This is a genomic window from Streptococcus zalophi, from assembly GCF_016481285.1.
Classification (GTDB): Bacteria; Bacillota; Bacilli; order Lactobacillales; family Streptococcaceae; genus Streptococcus; species Streptococcus zalophi.
Map to the genome: position 1 here is coordinate 92,384 of NZ_JAENBP010000002.1, position 16,953 is coordinate 109,336.

A 16,953-nucleotide genomic window follows, 5' to 3' on the forward strand; every position below is an offset into this window, starting at 1 on the left:
GAGAAAAATATGAAATTATCAGTCATTATTACCTACTATAATGAAGAAAAAATGATAGAAAAAACCCATCACGCTATTTCTGAACAACTTAAAAAAATGCAAAATCAATCTATTTCTGATTATGAATTAATTTATATTGATGACGGTAGCACAGATAAGACTTTTTCATTAATGAAAACCATTGCAAATTCTGATGATAAAGTGAAGTTTATCCGTTTTAGCCGTAATTTTGGTCGTGAGGGTGGAATTCTTTCAGGATTTCAACATGCAACTGGCGATGCTGCTATGGTTATGGATGGGGATTTACAGCATCCGCCTAGTCTTATACCTTTATTTGTCAATGCTTATAAAGAAGGTTATGATATTGTTAGTGGGCAAAGAAATCGACAAGGGGAATCAGCATTTAGCAGTTTTTTTGCAAAATTATTTTATATGATCTCTAACCGTCTCATGGATGTCCATTTGACTGATGGTAAATCAGAATTAAGACTCTTAAGTAGAAGAGCCTATAAAAAATTTATTTCACTTCCAGAATATAATCGTTTCAATAAAGGGCTTTACGAATGGATTGGATTTAATGAAAAAGTTATTCCTTATCAAAATCATGTAAGAGAAGAAGGGAAAAGTAAGTTTGGGTTTAGAAAATCTCTTAATTATGCTATTCAAGGACTTATTTCGTTTAATGATAAACCATTAAGAATTTCTATCCAATTTGGTTTATTTAGTATTGCTTTGGCCATTTTGTATCTTTTATTTGAACTATTTAGATATATTCAACACCCAGATACTGCTGTTAGTGGTTATTTTACAACAATTGCAGCTATTATTCTCTTTAGTGGTGTTCAATTAATTTCAATTGGTATTTTAGGAGAATACATTGGTAAAATTTACTACGAAGTTAAAAAGAGACCACATTATATTATCAGCGACACTAATATTGAAGAAGTAAAGAAGGATTAATCAATGACTCAAACAACTCATTTGGTGAGTTTTTTCGAAAAATTATATCAACGCCATCTCCCATTTTTAAAAAAGCATAAAAAAGCAGTCACTTATCTTTCAAGTGCCTTATTGCCCATTTTTGTCATGCTTATTGTCTGGTTTTTTATGGGCGCCTTTCCTTTTGGCAAGAAAACCTTGATGGCAGTTGACTTTGGACAACAATACATTAGTTTTTACGGTTTTCTCAAAGAAACTATTTTATCAGGGGATTGGTCTGGATTTTTCTATTCTTTTACCAAATCGATTGGTGGGCCAATGATAGGTATTTTAGGGTATTATCTGATTAGTCCCTTTAATATTTTTTATATTTTATTACCACTGTCACAGTTTAAATGGGCAGTATTTCTCACTATCTTATTAAGATATGGTGCCATCTCATTAAGTTTTAGTCATCTTCTCATTAAACGTTATAAGGGATTATCTACCAAGACTTGGCTAGTTCCTCTTTTATCATTATCATATGCTCTTTCAGGGATGTTAGTGTCTTACCAGATGAACGTGTTGTTTTATGATGCCATGTTTATGCTTCCCTTAGTTATTCTTACTTTAGAAGAGACACTAGATGGTAAAAAACCATTTGGTTATATTTTAACCTTGGCTTTAACCATGTTTTTACAATTTTACATGGGCTATATGATCTGTTTATTTGTGGTTTTATACGCTTGTTATTATCTTTCACCCAAGTTAGCAATAAGAGGAACTTTAAAAGATAAAACACTGGCATTCTTTATTCCACTTTTTAAAACAGCTTTTTATTCGATCCTCGCTATTACTAGTGTTTTTTTCCTTTTATATCCTATTTTCTTAAATTTATTGGAAAGTAAAGGAGCAATAGGCGGTGCCTTGTTATTTAGCTGGGATTTCCAAATTAATCCACTTGATATCATATCAAAAGTAATGATAGGTGGTTTTGATGACAATTCTTGGTCAAAAGGACCAAGTCTTCCAAATATCTATGTTGGCGCCTTGTCTTTAATTAGTTCATTCTTTTATTTCAGACATGTTAAAGACCATCTTTATCAAAAAATTGGTGCAGGTTTAATAATAACCGTTTTCTTTGTGTCATTTGTTAATGAATTTACTAGTAAGATTTGGCATATGGGCCAAAATCCGGCTGGGTTCTTTTATCGTTTTTCATGGATTTTCTCATTCTTTATTGTTTTAACAGCATATAAAGTACTAAAGGCAACCGTTAAAATAAATAGAAAAGAATTCTTCTTTGGTCTACTGTTGATGTTTGCGTCAGTGACGTATGTCATGACACAATCTTACACTTATATCGCTCCAAAACAGGTCAAAGCAATAACAACCTTTGTTATTGAAAATCCAAAAGTGATTCTATTTTTACTAACGATTATTCCAGTTATCAGTAGCTATTTCATCTGGCAAAAAAAAGAATACAGCTTATTACAGCGTAGTTTATTGATAATAATAGTCGTTTTAACAATTCCAGCGGAATACTTTTTACTTGTTAAGGGCTTTTTACTGACGCAAGTAGTTTTTACTTTGTTGACATGGGTACTTATTTTACTGTTCTATTTCTTTGGTTCAAGCCGATTTTTATGGTTGCTTATCTATGGTGTCACCATTTTTGAACTAGGTCTTAATGCTTATCTATCGCAATATACGTTATATTATGCTGATGCAGATAAGTTTACAGATGCAACCCTATCAGTTAAAGAAGTGACAGATAAAATACAAGCAAAAAGCGATGTTGGATTTTACCGTATTGGATCGACCTTTTCCTATTCAAGAACAACACCGAGTTTGGTTTCTTATCCAGGACTAAGTAGCTTTAGTTCTAGTTTAGAGCGCTCAACCATGGACTTGTTTTCTTACTTAGGTGATATTGGTGTTAATGCTTCAACCCAATACACTAACGGCACTCTTTTAACAGATGCTTTATTTGGTGTGAGATACTATGTTGATGTAAAAGACCATACACAAGAAGAAGCAGATGAACATCCAGAAAAGATGTTTTTCAACAAAAATTCTAGTCGTTTTGACTTAGCGAGTTACTATCATAAAATTGATGAAAATGATCGCTACCTTGTTTATGAAAATCCCAATGTTTTCTCAGTTGCTTTTGGAACCAATAAAGTAACACAAAGTATCTTGTTTGGATTAAATAATCCTGTTGCCAACCAAAATATTATCTTGAAATCAATGGCTGGAACTGATACTAATTATTTTGAACAATTTAGTTTTTCAGCCATTGAAATAGAAAATATGGAAAAAGTCGATGGTCCAAATGGACAACCGGTCTATAATCGCATTGATAAAAACCAACTGGGTATTATCCGATTTAAAATTATTCCAAAAAGTTCATTTACTTATTATTTCCTAACACCCTCAGGACTAGAAACGAAACGTGATCATTTATCAATTTTATTAAACAATAAATGGTTGACCAATCAAAAATCTTATTCACAAAAACAACTATGGCAACTGACACATGGTACTGAAGGAGAAGAAACAGTTCTTGAAATGCGTTTTTCAGATGATGAAGTCAATATTGAAAATGCAGGTCTTGTTAGAGCCAATAATATTGAAATCGAAAAAATACTTGCTGACAGATTAAAACAAAGTATGACCGTCACTGAATGGACCAACACATCAATCAAGGGACATGTCGACATCACTGACAATAGCGATGTCATGATGACAAGTATTCCCTATAGTGCTGATTGGACTGTTAGAGTAGACGGAGAAGTCGTTGAAACAACAAAAGCCTGGAATAGTCTCTTATCTTTTCCCATCACCTCAGGAAAACATGATATAGAGATGCATTATTCTCCTAAAGGCTTAAAAACCGGCTTAGCAGTTTCTGCACTATCGATTGTTATGATATCATTTTTATGGTACAAAGATAAAAAATCACCTCTTGGTTATAAATAAGAGTCATTTAAAAAGGCACCCATTTTTTGTGGATGCTTTTTCATATGATTTTAAGCTACAAATCAATAATCTCGACCGTATTTCCCAAATGTTCAATAAAAGTTAATAAATCATTAGTAGCAATGAATAATGTTTTGGTATTAATGTTTGGGTGAAAGCTCATTATTTTTTCTGCCATAATCTCACGATCAAAATAAACACGAATATCATGATCATTATTAAATAATAAACCAAAAGGAGAAACAACGCCTGGCTCTAATGACATTTTCTCAAAAATGAGTTGCTCAGAAGCTAATTTGATTCTTTTTTCTTTAATGTTTTCTTTAAAATGATTTAAATTTAAACGTTTTTGATCATCCATGATAACTAAATAAAAGGCAGTTTTTTTCTTATTGGTCAAAAAAAGTGTTTTTGTTCGAACTCCCTCAATCCCTTCAATGAATGAGTCTGCTTGTTCTGTTGTTAAAGCAGGTTCATGAGAAACAATGTCATAAGCTATCTTTAAGCTATCAAGCTTATTAATTAATTCTTCATATAATGTCATAATAACCTCCTTTTATTCTTTAGTCTCTTATAGGTTAATTGTAGTACTTTTCCTTCATTTCAGCAAATTTTAAAAGCTAATCTTGTTGAATTATCTTATGGTATAATAGGATAAGTATTGTATTCAAAATTTAATTAACAAGACATATCTAGGGGGTCAACTAACAATGTCTGATGAAAAAATGTTACGCTATTATTTTAAAATTCAAAATGATAAAAGACAAGCCTACCAAATCGAAAACAGGTGTACTTTAAGATTTCCAGAAGTTATCTTTATTGGCGATTCAATTGTCGAATTTTTTAAATTAGAAGACTATATTAAAACCCAAAAAGTAGTTGCTAATCGAGGCATTTCTGCCTACACGTCAGATATCTTACTAAAGTATTTAGACACACACATCTTTGGTGATCAATTGAAAACAGTTTTTATTTTAATTGGTACTAATGATATAGGCATCTCTATTAGCAAGGAAAAAACGATAACAAACATAACTCAAATCATTGAAAAAATCAAGGAAAATTACCCGTCTGTTACTATCGTTTTGCTTGAAATTCTTCCTGTAAATACGACTGTTTTTGATTTAAGCAGATTTGGCATGAGAGATAATGAAACAATCTCAGACTTAAATCGTGCTTATGAAGAGTTAACAAATAGGTTTGATTACGTTTCTCTCTTGAAAACACATGATGCTTTTTTAGATAATAAAGGTGATTTAAAATTTGATTTTACAAAAGATGGTCTTCATCTATCAGACAAAGGCTATCAAGTCCTTGCAGAGTTGATTAATCAAACTGAATATCTATAAGAAACAGCAATACTGTATTCTCTTATTTTTTATTATTATGGTATAATACAATGAAAGAAAATCATCTTTTGATGATTAGTTTGAAAGGAAGTCATTATTAAATGTCAGTAAAACTCATTGCTTGTGATATGGATGGTACCTTGTTAGATAACAAAGGTAGTTATGATCGTTCACGTTTTGAAAAAATGTTAAGAGACCTAAAAGAAAGAGATATCAAATTTTTGGTAGCAACGGGAAATAATATGGAACGTCTCTCGTTGATGTTTGATGGTTTAGTTGATGACTTAAGTTTTGTTGCCGAAAATGGGTCGCATTTATTGGAAAATGGAAAAACGTTTATTCGTAAAGGTATCTCAGATAATCTTGTCTATGATTTTTTGGATTTTTACCATGACAAATTAGTTGATTATCGTGTAATGATTTCAACAGCTAGCACATCATATGTTTTAAAAGGCACTCATTTTGATTTTTCTAAATCAGCTATTGAAAAAGAACAACTTGAGACGTTTTTAAGTCGAATAAAAACGATAAAATCTTTTTCAGAACTTCCTAAAGAGCCTTTTTTAAAAATTAATATGGCCATTCCTGTCGACCAAGAAGATGAGATTATTACATCATTCAATCATAACTTTACAGGATCTCTAACAGCTGTCACAAGTGGCTACGGTGCTGTTGATGTGACACCAACAGGTATTCATAAAGCTTGGGGATTAAAGCATTTCATGAGTAATTGGAATATTAAGGAAGATGAATTAATGGCATTTGGAGATGCTCATAATGATATTGAAATGCTAAAATTAGCGAAATACTCCTATGCTATGGCAAATGCCCCTCAAGATGTTAAAAATAGTGCTCGTTTTCTTGCTCCAAGTAATCGTGATAACGGTGTTTTTAAAATCATTGAAAAACAAGTACTTGGGCGTTAAAATATTGTCTTTTTTACTCATCATTTAAGGAGAAAAAATGAAGCTAAACAAAATTTATTTTTACTATGTTATTTTGACCTTTGCACTTTGCTATGCCATTATGACGTATTGGTCAACAGGTGAAGGAATTCTAAGAACTCTTTATCAAGCCTCTACCCCTTTTTTAATGGGAGCAGCAATAGCATTTGTCATTAATATTGTAATGACTGCCTACGAAAGATTATTTTCAATGGTTTTTCCACCTAAAAAACATGAAAAAATCCAAAAAACATTGGCCATGCTTTTGGCTTATGCGACATTTATTATTGTAGCAACCCTTATTTTTACTATTGTTTTACCAGATTTGATTGATAGTTTAAAATCTCTATTATCAATTAATCCTTCAGATGTTCAAAAAATTATCGATGATTTACAAAATAATGAATTAGTCTCTCGACTGCTAAAACTATTTGGAACCGAAACAGAGCTTAGTCAACTGATTAGTCAATACAGCAAACAAGTGTTAGAGCAATTTTTATCTGTCTTAACGGGTGTTTTGTCTTCTGTGACGTCAATTGCTTCAACCCTATTATCTGTTTTTGTTAGTCTTGTGTTCTCCATTTATGTTTTAGGGAATAAAAAGAAACTTAAATACCAGTTTAATCTTTTAGTATCTACTTATTTGTCTAAATATGAGGAAAAAATTCATTACGTGACAGATATTTTGAACAAGCGTTTTCATAGTTTCTTTGTTAGTCAAACATTAGAAGCGATGATTCTTGGTAGTTTATCAGCTATTGGTATGATGCTTCTTGGCTTACCTTATGCTCCAACAATAGGCATTCTTATTGCTTTTACTGCCATTATTCCTGTCGTTGGGCCTTATATAGGGGTAACGATTGGTGCTATTCTCATTATGACACAATCTCTTTCCCAAGCTCTAGTCTTTCTCATTTTTGTCGTTATTTTACAACAATTTGAAGGTAATATTATTTATCCAAGAGTAGTAGGCGGCTCAATAGGTCTTCCGTCTATGTGGGTGTTACTGTCAATAGCGATAGGAGCATCATTATATGGTGTATTAGGAATGTTATTATCTGTTCCATTATCAGCTAGCCTTTATCAAATTGTTAAGGATAATGTTGCTAAACAAAAGGGTAAAAAAGCTACAGTGAAAGAAGATGCAGTAGTGAAATAAAACTTCGTCAATTCTAAACTAAAAACCTTGTCCATTGGATAAGGTTTTTAATGTCTAAAACGAATATAAAAGTAGAGGTGATTTATGTATAAGATAAGATTTGAAAAAGAAGCTATTTTACCAAGAGAGCGTTTAGTTGTAGAAGGCGCTGAACGTTTAAGTAACCAGGAACTCCTTGCCATTATTTTAAGAACCGGCAATAAAAAAGAGTCTGTTTTAAATATGGCAAATTCTATTTTGACAAAAGTGAAAACAATTGGTGCCTTTAAGCATCTCTCTTTGCAAGAACTTCAAAAAATTTTTGGCATAGGACATATTCGTTCCATTGAGATTAAAGCTATGATTGAATTTGCAACAAGAATCAAAGAAGCTGAGATAAAGCAAACTGATCAATTACTAAGTAGTGAAAAATTGGCTAGACAGATGATGTTAGAACTTGGTGATAAAAAACAAGAAGAACTAAGGGCTATCTATCTTGATACACAAAACAGAATTATTGAACAAAAAACAATATTTATTGGTACAGTGAGACGATCTATTGCAGAGCCAAGAGAAATTTTACATTATGCTTGTAAAGCAATGGCAACCTCACTAATTGTAGTCCACAATCATCCTTCTAATTCTTGTTATCCCAGTGAAAATGATCAACTCTTCACCGATAAAATCAAAAGAACTTGTGAAGACTTGGGAATTATTTTTTTAGACCATATTATTGTTGGTCAATCGAACTATTATAGTTTTAGAGAAGAAGATGATTTTTTCTAAAAAAACAGTAGATATTCTCTACTGTTTCAGATTAGTTTTCATTATGATTCATAAAGTATAGTAGTGTTTGAAGCTCACTGGTTAAGTCAACATATTGTGAAACTACATTTTTTGGAAGTGCTAGGTTAACAGGTGAGAAACTTAAAATCCCTCTGATACCAGCATCAACTAAGATTTCAGCAACTTCTTGAGCCTTATTACTGGGAACTGTTAAAATAGCAGTTTCAATATTAGTTTTTTTGATATATTTTTTAATATCAGAAATATCATAAATAGGAATACCGTCAGGAGTAGTTGTTCCTACTAACTCATTTTCCTTGACATCAAATGCCATCGTAATTTTCATTTTATTGCGTTCATGAAAGCGATAATTTAAAAGGGCGCCACCGAGTTTACCAACACCAACTAAGAGAACGTTAGTGATAGCATTATCATTTAGGATGTCTGCAAAAAAATTCATTAATTTTTGAACATCATAACCAAACCCACGACGACCAAGTTCACCAAAGTAAGAAAAATCTCTTCTAACAGTAGCTGAGTCAATACCTATTGCTTCGGCAATTTGTTTTGAGTTTGCTTTTTTAATATTATCAGCATTAAAACGCTTAAAAATACGATAGTACAGTGATAGGCGTTTTGCAGTTGCATTTGGTATCATTTTATCAGAAGCCATTATAAATCTCTCTTTCAATCTTCATAAGACTATTGTAAAAAAAGGTTGTGAAAAATGCAACAAATAAAGCTTAAAATTTAAAATTATTTTTGAAAAAAGAAGCCTTTAAAGACTTCTTTTTATTTTTCAATTTTTTCAAAAATATCTCTATCAACTAAACTATTCATTAAGAAATAAAATTTTTCTTGTAACATTTTATGATCTTCTGATTTAAAGATATTGACATGGCGTAAACCAGACTTATCAGTAATTGTTAGCTTAAACCCTGTTAAATCAGAATTAATTGTGATTTTAAGAGGAAATCCTTCTTTTGAGTTGGGAACTTTTTCAAGTAAACGATTAAGTTCATAATGACCAACCTTATTTTGAATAAAAGTCGTATCACGTAATGTATATTTTTTTACGTTAGGACTAATTCTGTAACTGTATTGACTATCTTCTAAATAAACTTCTTTTTCAAATGCCATTTTATTTACCTATAATTTCTTTTAATTTTGTTGTTAATTGGATGACTTCTTCAGTGGTATTAAATTCTGAAAAACTAATTCTAATGGATTCTTTTAACTTTTCTGAGTCTTTTCCATAAAAAGCTGCAAGAACATGACTCGGTTCTACATTACCAGCTGTACAAGCTGAACCAGTAGAAACTGCAAATCCAGCTAAGTCAAGTTGAGTTAATAAAATACTGTTATTAATTTTTGGAAAACCAATATTAATAATATGGGCAAGACCATCCTTGGGACTGTTGAGGTAGTATGTTACGCCATCTAGTTGTTTTAAAAAAAGATCTCTTAATGCAACAACATGTTGGTAATTCTCTTTTTGGTGAGACAAACTGTCTTCTAAAGCCTGAGCCATACCAACAAGGCCAACAAGGTTTTCAGTGCCAGCTCTTTTTTTATCTTCTTGATCACCACCATGAAGCAATTTTATCATGTGTAGAGGTTTCGAATAAAGAATTCCAATACCAGTGGGACCATGAAATTTGTGTGCCGATAAGGACATGAGATCAATACCAAGTTCTTCAGGATAAACAGGAACTTTGCCAATGGCTTGTACAGCATCAACATGAAAAACAGCCTGATGATTTTTCAACAAGTCACCAATTGCTTTAATTGGAAATTGGTGACCCGTTTCATTGTTTGTATGCATAATGCTAACTAAAATGGTATCGTCTCTTAAAGCATCTTTTACTTGATTAGCACTGATTGTGCCGTCAATTGGAGAGAGGTAGGTGACTTCAAAGCCATGATTTTTTTCCAAATAAGACATGACATCAAAAACAGAGTGATGTTCAACACTAGTAGTAATGAGGTGCTTACCTTTGTTCTCATTTGCTAAAGCATACCCTTTTATAGCAGTGTTGTTACTTTCAGTTGCACCTGAAGTTAAAATAATATTTTTAGCATTAACGTTTAAAAGTCGTGCTATTTTTTCTTTAGCTTCTCTTAATAGTTGATTACTTTTTCTGCCGTAACTATGAATACTAGAAGGGTTAGCAGGTGTAGAATTCATCACTTTAGTCATTTGCTCAATGACTGATGGTGTTAAAAAAGTAGTAGATGCATTGTCAAAATAAGGCATAATTAACCTTCTTCATTCTCAGCATGGTAAGCAAATAAGGGGCTGAGCGGTTGTTTTTCATGAATTCGAATAATAGCATCAGCAATGAGTTCACTTGCTGAAATATAGTGTGCATTTTTAGGGATACGAACGTTTGAGCATACAGAATCTGTAATAATGATTTCTTTAATAGGAGCCACTTCTAAAATATCAGCAGCACCACCAGCAAACAATCCGTGACTAGCAACTGCAAAAATCTCTGTAACGCCACCACGTTCTAAGATTTTTGCAGCTTCGGCAAAAGTTTTTCCAGTATTTAAAATATCATCAATCAAAATAGCCTTTTTGCCAGCAACATCACCAATGATGTAACCTTCTTCACGTTCACTATCATCCATAGAATAATCAATAATAGCTAACGGTGAATCTAAAATTTCAGCAAGGCCACGAGCACGTTTAATGCCTGAGTTTTTAGGACTAACAACAACGACTTCTTCACCAGTTAAGCCTTTTTCAACATAACTTTTAGCAAACAAAGGGATGGTGAAGAGATTATCTACTGGAATGTCAAAAAATCCTTGTACTTGAGAAGCATGAAGATCTAACGTTAAGACACGATCAACGCCTGCTTTTACAAGCATATTTGCTACTAATTTTGCAGTAATTGGTTCTCTAGCAGCAGCAATTCTGTCTTGCCTAGAATAACCAAAATAAGGAATAACAACATTAACAGAATGAGCACTGGCACGTTTACATGCATCAACCATAATTAAAAGTTCCCAAAGATGATCATTGACAGGGTAACTAGTTGATTGGATGATAAAAATATCATCACCTCGAACGCTTTCTTCAATGTTAATCATTATTTCACCATCTGAAAATTGTTTTGATGATAGTTTGCCAAGTGGAATCCCAGCGGCATCGGCAATTTTTTCTGCTATTTCAGTATTTGAGGTTAGTGAAAAAAGTTTTAGTTGCTTGTCAGCATAACGTTGTGTCATTATAGTTTTGCTCCTTTTTATGATAAGTCTATTTTAACAAAAAAGCTAAAATATTTCAGTGATTTTTTTAAAAGACTAAAATTAATTCCCATGTAAATAGTGATAAACTCTTGCCACTTTACTTTTAGCATATTTAAATTGAATGTGATGTTGTTCTAAAAAGGAATCAAAGTCTGATTTTCCCTTTTTGGCATCAGATACTTCTAGTTCTAATTCATAATCAGAGTTGTCTTCATAAGTATTGTGATCTAATGCTAATAAACCAATTTCAAGTTTTGTTTCACGTCGTTTTGTGGTTAAAGCCCCCCAGACTTTAATCGTCGATAAATCAATTTTAGTATTGTCTAAAATATTTTTAATTTTAGAATTAGGAATTTTAAAATCTGTTATGAGTTCTTTTGCTTGATTTAATGTTAGTGGCAGATTATATTCGTAATTTCCTATTTTTTGAGGCACTTTTAGTGTCATTTCTGCTGAATTTTGATAAGTTCTAATACGTAGAGACATTTTTTGCTTTTTAATCTCTTGATTAGGATTATCTATGTAATAATTGGTTTGTGTCACGATAGGAATATGGGCAAATAGTTTATCAAGTGCCTGAAATTCCTCTTTACTTAGTAGTGTTTTATATTCTATCTCTAAATGATTCATACTGTTTTCCTTTAACCCCTATTTTTATGGTATAATAAGTTGTTACATTAATTTTATAAAAAAGTTAATACTTTTACAAGGAAGGTGTGCTCTGATGGTCGAAAATTGGGAAGAGTTTTTAGATCCTTATATTCAAACAGTTGGAGAACTTAAGATTAAGTTGCGTGGTGTCAGAAAACAGTTTAGAAAACAAAAACTACATTCACCAATAGAATTTGTCACAGGACGTGTTAAATCGGTTGAAAGTATTAAAGAAAAAATGATTGTTCGTTCTATTAGTGAAGAAAACCTAGCAACTGACATGCAAGATATAGCTGGACTTAGAATTATGGTGCAGTTTGTTGATGATATCTATGAGGTACTTGAATTACTAAGAAACAGAAAAGACATGAACATTGTTATTGAACGTGATTACATTAATCATAAGAAAGAGAGTGGTTATCGCTCTTATCATGTGATTGTTGAATATCCGGTTGAGACGATTACTGGTCAAAAAAAGGTTTTAGCAGAAATACAAATTAGAACCTTAGCCATGAATTTTTGGGCAACAATTGAGCATTCTCTTAATTACAAATATAAGGGAGAATTTCCTGATCAAATTAAGGAACGTCTTGAAATTACGGCAAGAATAGCTTTTCAACTAGATGAAGAAATGCGTAAAATTAGAGATGATATCAGAGAAGCTCAGCTTTTATTTGATTCAGAGACTAGAAAATTAAACGATGGTGTAGGAAATAGTGATGACACAGATGAATTATACAGATAAGATAAGAGTGGCAATAATTGCTAATGGTAAATACGAAAGTAAACGTGTGGCCTCAAAATTATTTACCGCTTTTCGCAATGACCCTAAATTTTATTTAACCAAAAAGAATCCCGATGTTGTCATTACTATTGGTGGTGATGGTATGCTCTTGTCAGCTTTTCATATGTATGAAAATGAGTTAGACAAGGTTAGATTTGTTGGTATTCATACAGGACATTTAGGCTTTTATACCGATTATCAAGATTTTGAAGTAGATACACTCTTAAAGCGTTTACGTCTTGATAGTGGTAGTAAGGTGACTTATCCTGTTTTAAAAGTAACCATTACCTTACTAGATGAAAGAGTGATTACCGCTCTAGCACTCAATGAAGGAACCATTAAGCGCGTTGAAAAAACGATGGTTGCTGATGTGATCATTAATCATGTCAAGCTTGAGCGTTTTAGAGGTGATGGTCTTGCTGTATCAACGCCAACAGGTAGCACAGCCTACAATAAGTCTTTAGGTGGTGCTATATTGCATCCAACTATTGAAGCTCTTCAATTGACAGAAATTGCTAGCTTAAACAATCGTGTTTATCGGACACTAGGAAGTTCTATTGTTGTTCCTAAAAAAGACAAGATTGAAATTATTCCTAAAAGAAGAGGTAATTACATCGTTTCAGTAGATAATCGTACTTTTTCTTACAAAAATGTTGCCAAAATTGAATTTGAAATTGCTGATCAAAAAGTAAGTTTTGTTGAGACGGCTAGTCACACTAGTTTCTGGCAACGGGTTAAAGATGCTTTTATCGGAGAAGATGAAGCATGAGATTTGAATTTAAAGCAGATCGATCTTGCAAAGTGAAGAGTTTTTTAAAAGAGCATGATATTTCAAGAGGTTTGTTGGCTAAAATCAAATACAAAGGTGGCAATATATGGGTAAACGGCATTGAGCAAAATGCCATCTATAATCTTAGTGAAGGTGATGTTGTTACCGTTAATATTCCTAATGAAGCAGCCTATGAAAAACTAAAGGCGGTCCCATTTTCCCTTGATATTGTTTATGAAGACGATCATTATCTGGTGATTAATAAACCAGTTGGCTATGCAAGTATCCCAAGTGCTATCCATGATAATACCATTGCTAATTTTGTGAAACACTACATTATTGAACAAGGTTATGACAATAAACAAATTCATATCGTTACTAGACTTGATAGAGATACTAGTGGGTTGATGTTGTTTGCTAAACATGGTTATGCTCATGCAAGACTTGATAAGCAATTACAGACAAAAGCCATCAAAAAACGTTACTATGCACTGGTTGATGGAGAAGAAGACTTACCACAATTTGGTGAAATAACAGCTCCAATTGCTCGTGATATCGACAGTATCATTACAAGACGTGTTCATGAATCAGGAAAACCTGCGAAAACAAGTTTTCAAGTTGTTGAACAGTACGGTACTGTGAAGCTTGTCGATATTGAACTTCATACGGGAAGAACTCATCAAATTAGAGTGCATTTCTCGCATCTAGGTCATCCTTTGTTAGGAGATGATCTTTATGGCGGCTCTTTAGATAAAGGCATTAAACGCCAAGCGTTACATTGTTATTATTTATCGTTTGTAGACCCATTTACAAATCAATTGATGACCTTCTCAAGTGGCTTGACAGATGACTTTGAAAGAGTTATTCTATATTTAAAAAATCAATAAGGATGGTATAATGAAAACATTATTTGACACATTAACAGAAAAAATTACTGGTAAAAATCTTAAAATTGTCTTTCCAGAAGGTGATGATGAGCGTGTGATTAGAGCAGCTGGTCGTTTGAAAGCAGAAGGTATTTTAGAACCAATCATTCTTGGTGATGAAGTATTGGTTAAAGCGCTTTTGATTGAACAGGGCTTTCCAATGAAAAACATCACCATCATTGATCCTAATGATTATGTTCACTTTGAATATATGAAGCAAGAATTCTTAGAATTACGTAAAGGCAAAGTCAATGAAGAACAAGCAGATGATATTTTGAAAGACGTTAACTATTTTGGTGTGATGCTTGTTCAAATGGGCTTGGCTGATGGTATGGTTAGTGGAGCTGCTCATTCAACTGCTGATACTGTTCGTCCTGCCCTTCAAATCATTAAAACTAAACCAGGTGTGTCAAGAACATCAGGTGTTTTCATTATGAATCGTGAAACAACCAATGAAAAATTAATTTTCGCAGATTGTGCGATTAATATTGATCCAGCAGCAAATGAATTAGCAGAAATTGCTGTCAATACTGCTGAAACTGCTAAAATCTTTGATATCGAACCACGTGTTGCTATGCTAAGCTTTTCATCAAAAGGAAGTGGTAAATCACCAGCAGTTGACAAGGTAGCACAAGCCACTCAAATGGCTAAGGAACTTGCACCAAATCTTAACATTGATGGTGAATTACAATTTGACGCGGCATATGTTCCAGCAGCTGCTAAAATTAAAGCTCCTGGTAGTCGTGTGGCGGGTTATGCTAATGTCTTTGTCTTCCCAGATCTTCAATCAGGAAATATCGGGTACAAAATTGCTGAACGTTTAGGAATGTTTGAAGCCATTGGTCCAATTTTACAAGGATTAAACAAACCTGTTAATGACCTATCAAGAGGCTCAAACGACGAAGATATTTACAAATTAGCCATTATTACTGCAGCACAAGCTCTTGATAACTAATAATAAACCAATGAGACCCAAACTAAATTAGTTTGGGTTTTTTTAGTCACTAATTCTGTTTTTACTTGATTATCTTTACCAATGTAATATAATAAATACTATATTATTTTTTAAAGAAAAGGAGTAATCGATGAAAAATATTACGAATGATTTTACGGAAAAATTATTTAACGATTATGAGGAAAATACAAAATTTTCTGCTATTGAAAATGCTGTGACACACAATGGATTATTAAAATCTCTTGAAACACGTCAAAGCGCTATTGAAAATCATTATGCTTTTTCTATTGATTTGACAAAAGACCCTGTTGCCAACCAAAAAGCTTCAGGCCGTTGCTGGATGTTTGCTGCACTTAATACTTTTCGTCATAAATTAATTCATGACTATCAATTAGAAAATTTTGAATTATCTCAAGCACATACTTTTTTCTGGGATAAGTATGAAAAGTCAAATTGGTTCTTAGAACAAATTATTGCATCAGCAGACCAAGAATTAGGAAGTAGAAAAGTTAAATTCCTTTTGGACACACCACAACAAGACGGTGGACAATGGGATATGGTTGTTTCTCTATTTGAAAAATATGGTGTCGTACCAAAAGCGATTTACCCAGAATCAATCTCTTCAAGTGCCAGTCGTGAATTAAACACTTACCTTAATAAATTATTGCGCCAATACGCACAAGAATTAAGAGATCTTGTAGCTTCAAAAGCTTCTGATGAAGATATTCAAGCCAAAAAAGAAACTTTCCTTCAAGAAATTTTCAATTTCTTAGCGATGAATCTTGGATTGCCACCACGCCAATTCAATTTTTCATATCGTGATAAGAATGATAAATATGTTACTGAAAAAGATATCACACCACAAGCTTTTTATGACAAATATGTTGGCCTAAAATTATCTGATTATGTTTCAATTATCAATGCACCAACTGCTGATAAACCTTTCGGAAAATCATATACAGTTGAACTCTTAGGTAATGTGGTTGGTAGTCGTGATGTTAAATATCTAAACCTTGAGATGGACCGTTTTAAAGAATTAGCCATCAAGCAAATGCAACTTGGTGAGACTGTCTGGTTTGGTTGTGATGTTGGACAATCAAGTGATCGTAAAAATGGTGTTATGGCCCTAAATACTTATGACTTCTCATCTAGCATGGACATTTCTCTGACTCAAGATAAGGCTGGACGCCTTGATTATAGTGAAAGTCTAATGACTCATGCTATGGTCTTAACTGGGGTTGATTTGGATGAAAATGATCAACCATTAAAATGGAAGATTGAAAATTCTTGGGGTGAAAAAGTTGGTGAGAAAGGCTATTTTGTTGCAAGCGATGCTTGGATGGACGAATACACTTACCAAATTGTTGTTAGAAAAGAACTCTTAACCAAAGAAGAATTAGCAGCTTATGAAGCAACACCAAAAGTGTTGGCACCTTGGGATCCAATGGGAGCTTTAGCTTAATAAAAATAAGACTACTGAAAAATCAGTAGTC

The 16,953-nt window shown here is 32.7% G+C and carries 17 protein-coding genes; 11 read left to right on the forward strand and 6 right to left on the reverse strand.

Annotated elements, in window-relative coordinates:
• The first annotated feature begins 9 nt into the window (after positions 1–9).
• Complete coding sequence (pgfS, locus tag JHK64_RS02010) at positions 10–960, forward strand: glycosyltransferase PgfS (protein WP_199567335.1); 951 nt, start codon at positions 10–12, stop codon at positions 958–960.
• Positions 961–963: 3 nt separating this feature from the next.
• A complete protein-coding gene (pgfM1, locus tag JHK64_RS02015) occupies positions 964–3,900 on the forward strand; it encodes a glycosyltransferase PgfM1 (RefSeq protein ID WP_199567336.1) in 2,937 nt (978 codons plus the stop codon).
• A gap of 55 nt (positions 3,901–3,955) precedes the next feature.
• Here the strand turns inward: pgfM1 and JHK64_RS02020 are convergent, their stop codons facing one another.
• Complete coding sequence (locus tag JHK64_RS02020; protein ID WP_199567337.1) at positions 3,956–4,444, reverse strand: prolyl-tRNA synthetase associated domain-containing protein; 489 nt, start codon at positions 4,442–4,444, stop codon at positions 3,956–3,958.
• Between the two features lie 166 nt (positions 4,445–4,610).
• Here JHK64_RS02020 and JHK64_RS02025 point away from each other — a divergent pair, with 166 nt between their 5' ends.
• From JHK64_RS02025 to radC, 4 genes are all read left to right on the forward strand, one after another.
• The gene (locus tag JHK64_RS02025; protein ID WP_199567338.1) at positions 4,611–5,249 is read left to right on the forward strand and encodes a GDSL-type esterase/lipase family protein; all 639 of its coding nucleotides are present in this window, start codon (positions 4,611–4,613) and stop codon (positions 5,247–5,249) included.
• A gap of 101 nt (positions 5,250–5,350) precedes the next feature.
• Complete coding sequence (locus JHK64_RS02030; protein WP_199567339.1) at positions 5,351–6,175, forward strand: Cof-type HAD-IIB family hydrolase; 825 nt, start codon at positions 5,351–5,353, stop codon at positions 6,173–6,175.
• Positions 6,176–6,212: 37 nt separating this feature from the next.
• Positions 6,213–7,352 carry an AI-2E family transporter gene (locus tag JHK64_RS02035; protein WP_199567340.1) on the forward strand — a complete coding sequence of 380 codons (1,140 nt, stop codon included), beginning with the start codon at positions 6,213–6,215 and terminating at the stop codon, positions 7,350–7,352.
• 84 nt (positions 7,353–7,436) lie between these two features.
• Positions 7,437–8,117 (forward strand): RadC family protein, encoded by a 681-nt coding sequence (gene radC / locus JHK64_RS02040; protein ID WP_199567341.1) that lies wholly within the window; start codon positions 7,437–7,439, stop codon positions 8,115–8,117.
• A gap of 31 nt (positions 8,118–8,148) precedes the next feature.
• Here radC and JHK64_RS02045 read toward each other — a convergent pair whose 3' ends face one another.
• The 5 genes from JHK64_RS02045 to JHK64_RS02065 all read right to left on the reverse strand — a co-directional run bounded on the left by JHK64_RS02045 (position 8,149) and on the right by JHK64_RS02065 (position 12,005).
• Positions 8,149–8,790, reverse strand: coding sequence for a redox-sensing transcriptional repressor Rex (locus JHK64_RS02045; RefSeq protein WP_199567342.1), 642 nt, complete (start codon positions 8,788–8,790; stop codon positions 8,149–8,151).
• 119 nt (positions 8,791–8,909) lie between these two features.
• A complete protein-coding gene (locus tag JHK64_RS02050) occupies positions 8,910–9,257 on the reverse strand; it encodes a DUF1831 domain-containing protein (protein WP_199567343.1) in 348 nt (115 codons plus the stop codon).
• Position 9,258: 1 nt separating this feature from the next.
• Positions 9,259–10,374, reverse strand: coding sequence for a cysteine desulfurase family protein (locus JHK64_RS02055; RefSeq protein WP_199567344.1), 1,116 nt, complete (start codon positions 10,372–10,374; stop codon positions 9,259–9,261).
• Positions 10,375–10,376: 2 nt separating this feature from the next.
• Entirely contained in the window at positions 10,377–11,354 is a 978-nt protein-coding gene (locus tag JHK64_RS02060) for a ribose-phosphate diphosphokinase (RefSeq protein ID WP_199567345.1), read from the reverse strand.
• A gap of 81 nt (positions 11,355–11,435) precedes the next feature.
• Positions 11,436–12,005: a CYTH domain-containing protein gene (locus JHK64_RS02065; protein ID WP_199567346.1), complete on the reverse strand. Its 570-nt coding sequence runs from the start codon at positions 12,003–12,005 to the stop codon at positions 11,436–11,438.
• Positions 12,006–12,099: 94 nt separating this feature from the next.
• Here JHK64_RS02065 and yjbM point away from each other — a divergent pair, with 94 nt between their 5' ends.
• The 5 genes from yjbM (at position 12,100) to pepC (ending at position 16,922) form a co-directional block, all read left to right on the forward strand.
• A complete protein-coding gene (yjbM, locus tag JHK64_RS02070; RefSeq protein ID WP_199567347.1) occupies positions 12,100–12,771 on the forward strand; it encodes a GTP diphosphokinase in 672 nt (223 codons plus the stop codon).
• Positions 12,746–13,579: an NAD kinase gene (locus JHK64_RS02075; protein ID WP_199567348.1), complete on the forward strand. Its 834-nt coding sequence runs from the start codon at positions 12,746–12,748 to the stop codon at positions 13,577–13,579. Before yjbM ends, JHK64_RS02075 begins: the two co-directional genes overlap by 26 nt.
• Positions 13,576–14,466 carry an RluA family pseudouridine synthase gene (locus JHK64_RS02080; RefSeq protein WP_199567349.1) on the forward strand — a complete coding sequence of 297 codons (891 nt, stop codon included), beginning with the start codon at positions 13,576–13,578 and terminating at the stop codon, positions 14,464–14,466. The genes JHK64_RS02075 and JHK64_RS02080 overlap by 4 nt, the downstream gene beginning before the upstream one ends.
• Before the next feature lie 10 nt (positions 14,467–14,476).
• Positions 14,477–15,460 carry a phosphate acetyltransferase gene (gene pta, locus JHK64_RS02085; protein ID WP_199567350.1) on the forward strand — a complete coding sequence of 328 codons (984 nt, stop codon included), beginning with the start codon at positions 14,477–14,479 and terminating at the stop codon, positions 15,458–15,460.
• A gap of 130 nt (positions 15,461–15,590) precedes the next feature.
• Positions 15,591–16,922 carry an aminopeptidase C gene (pepC, locus tag JHK64_RS02090; RefSeq protein ID WP_199567351.1) on the forward strand — a complete coding sequence of 444 codons (1,332 nt, stop codon included), beginning with the start codon at positions 15,591–15,593 and terminating at the stop codon, positions 16,920–16,922.
• Positions 16,923–16,953: the final 31 nt, after the last annotated feature.

Bases quoted from the DNA above. Each gene is read 5' to 3' on its own strand.
- JHK64_RS02060 (WP_199567345.1), bottom strand. From the start codon at position 11,354: ATGACACAACGTTATGCTGACAAGCAACTAAAACTTTTTTCACTAACC.
- JHK64_RS02075 (WP_199567348.1), top strand. From the start codon at position 12,746: ATGACACAGATGAATTATACAGATAAGATAAGAGTGGCAATAATTGCT.
- yjbM (WP_199567347.1), top strand. From the start codon at position 12,100: ATGGTCGAAAATTGGGAAGAGTTTTTAGATCCTTATATTCAAACAGTT.
- JHK64_RS02025 (WP_199567338.1), top strand. From the start codon at position 4,611: ATGTCTGATGAAAAAATGTTACGCTATTATTTTAAAATTCAAAATGAT.
- JHK64_RS02080 (WP_199567349.1), top strand. From the start codon at position 13,576: ATGAGATTTGAATTTAAAGCAGATCGATCTTGCAAAGTGAAGAGTTTT.
- JHK64_RS02055 (WP_199567344.1), bottom strand. From the start codon at position 10,374: ATGCCTTATTTTGACAATGCATCTACTACTTTTTTAACACCATCAGTC.
- radC (WP_199567341.1), top strand. From the start codon at position 7,437: ATGTATAAGATAAGATTTGAAAAAGAAGCTATTTTACCAAGAGAGCGT.
- JHK64_RS02030 (WP_199567339.1), top strand. From the start codon at position 5,351: ATGTCAGTAAAACTCATTGCTTGTGATATGGATGGTACCTTGTTAGAT.
- pta (WP_199567350.1), top strand. From the start codon at position 14,477: ATGAAAACATTATTTGACACATTAACAGAAAAAATTACTGGTAAAAAT.
- JHK64_RS02050 (WP_199567343.1), bottom strand. From the start codon at position 9,257: ATGGCATTTGAAAAAGAAGTTTATTTAGAAGATAGTCAATACAGTTAC.
- pgfS (WP_199567335.1), top strand. From the start codon at position 10: ATGAAATTATCAGTCATTATTACCTACTATAATGAAGAAAAAATGATA.
- JHK64_RS02065 (WP_199567346.1), bottom strand. From the start codon at position 12,005: ATGAATCATTTAGAGATAGAATATAAAACACTACTAAGTAAAGAGGAA.
- JHK64_RS02035 (WP_199567340.1), top strand. From the start codon at position 6,213: ATGAAGCTAAACAAAATTTATTTTTACTATGTTATTTTGACCTTTGCA.
- JHK64_RS02045 (WP_199567342.1), bottom strand. From the start codon at position 8,790: ATGGCTTCTGATAAAATGATACCAAATGCAACTGCAAAACGCCTATCA.
- pgfM1 (WP_199567336.1), top strand. From the start codon at position 964: ATGACTCAAACAACTCATTTGGTGAGTTTTTTCGAAAAATTATATCAA.
- JHK64_RS02020 (WP_199567337.1), bottom strand. From the start codon at position 4,444: ATGACATTATATGAAGAATTAATTAATAAGCTTGATAGCTTAAAGATA.
- pepC (WP_199567351.1), top strand. From the start codon at position 15,591: ATGAAAAATATTACGAATGATTTTACGGAAAAATTATTTAACGATTAT.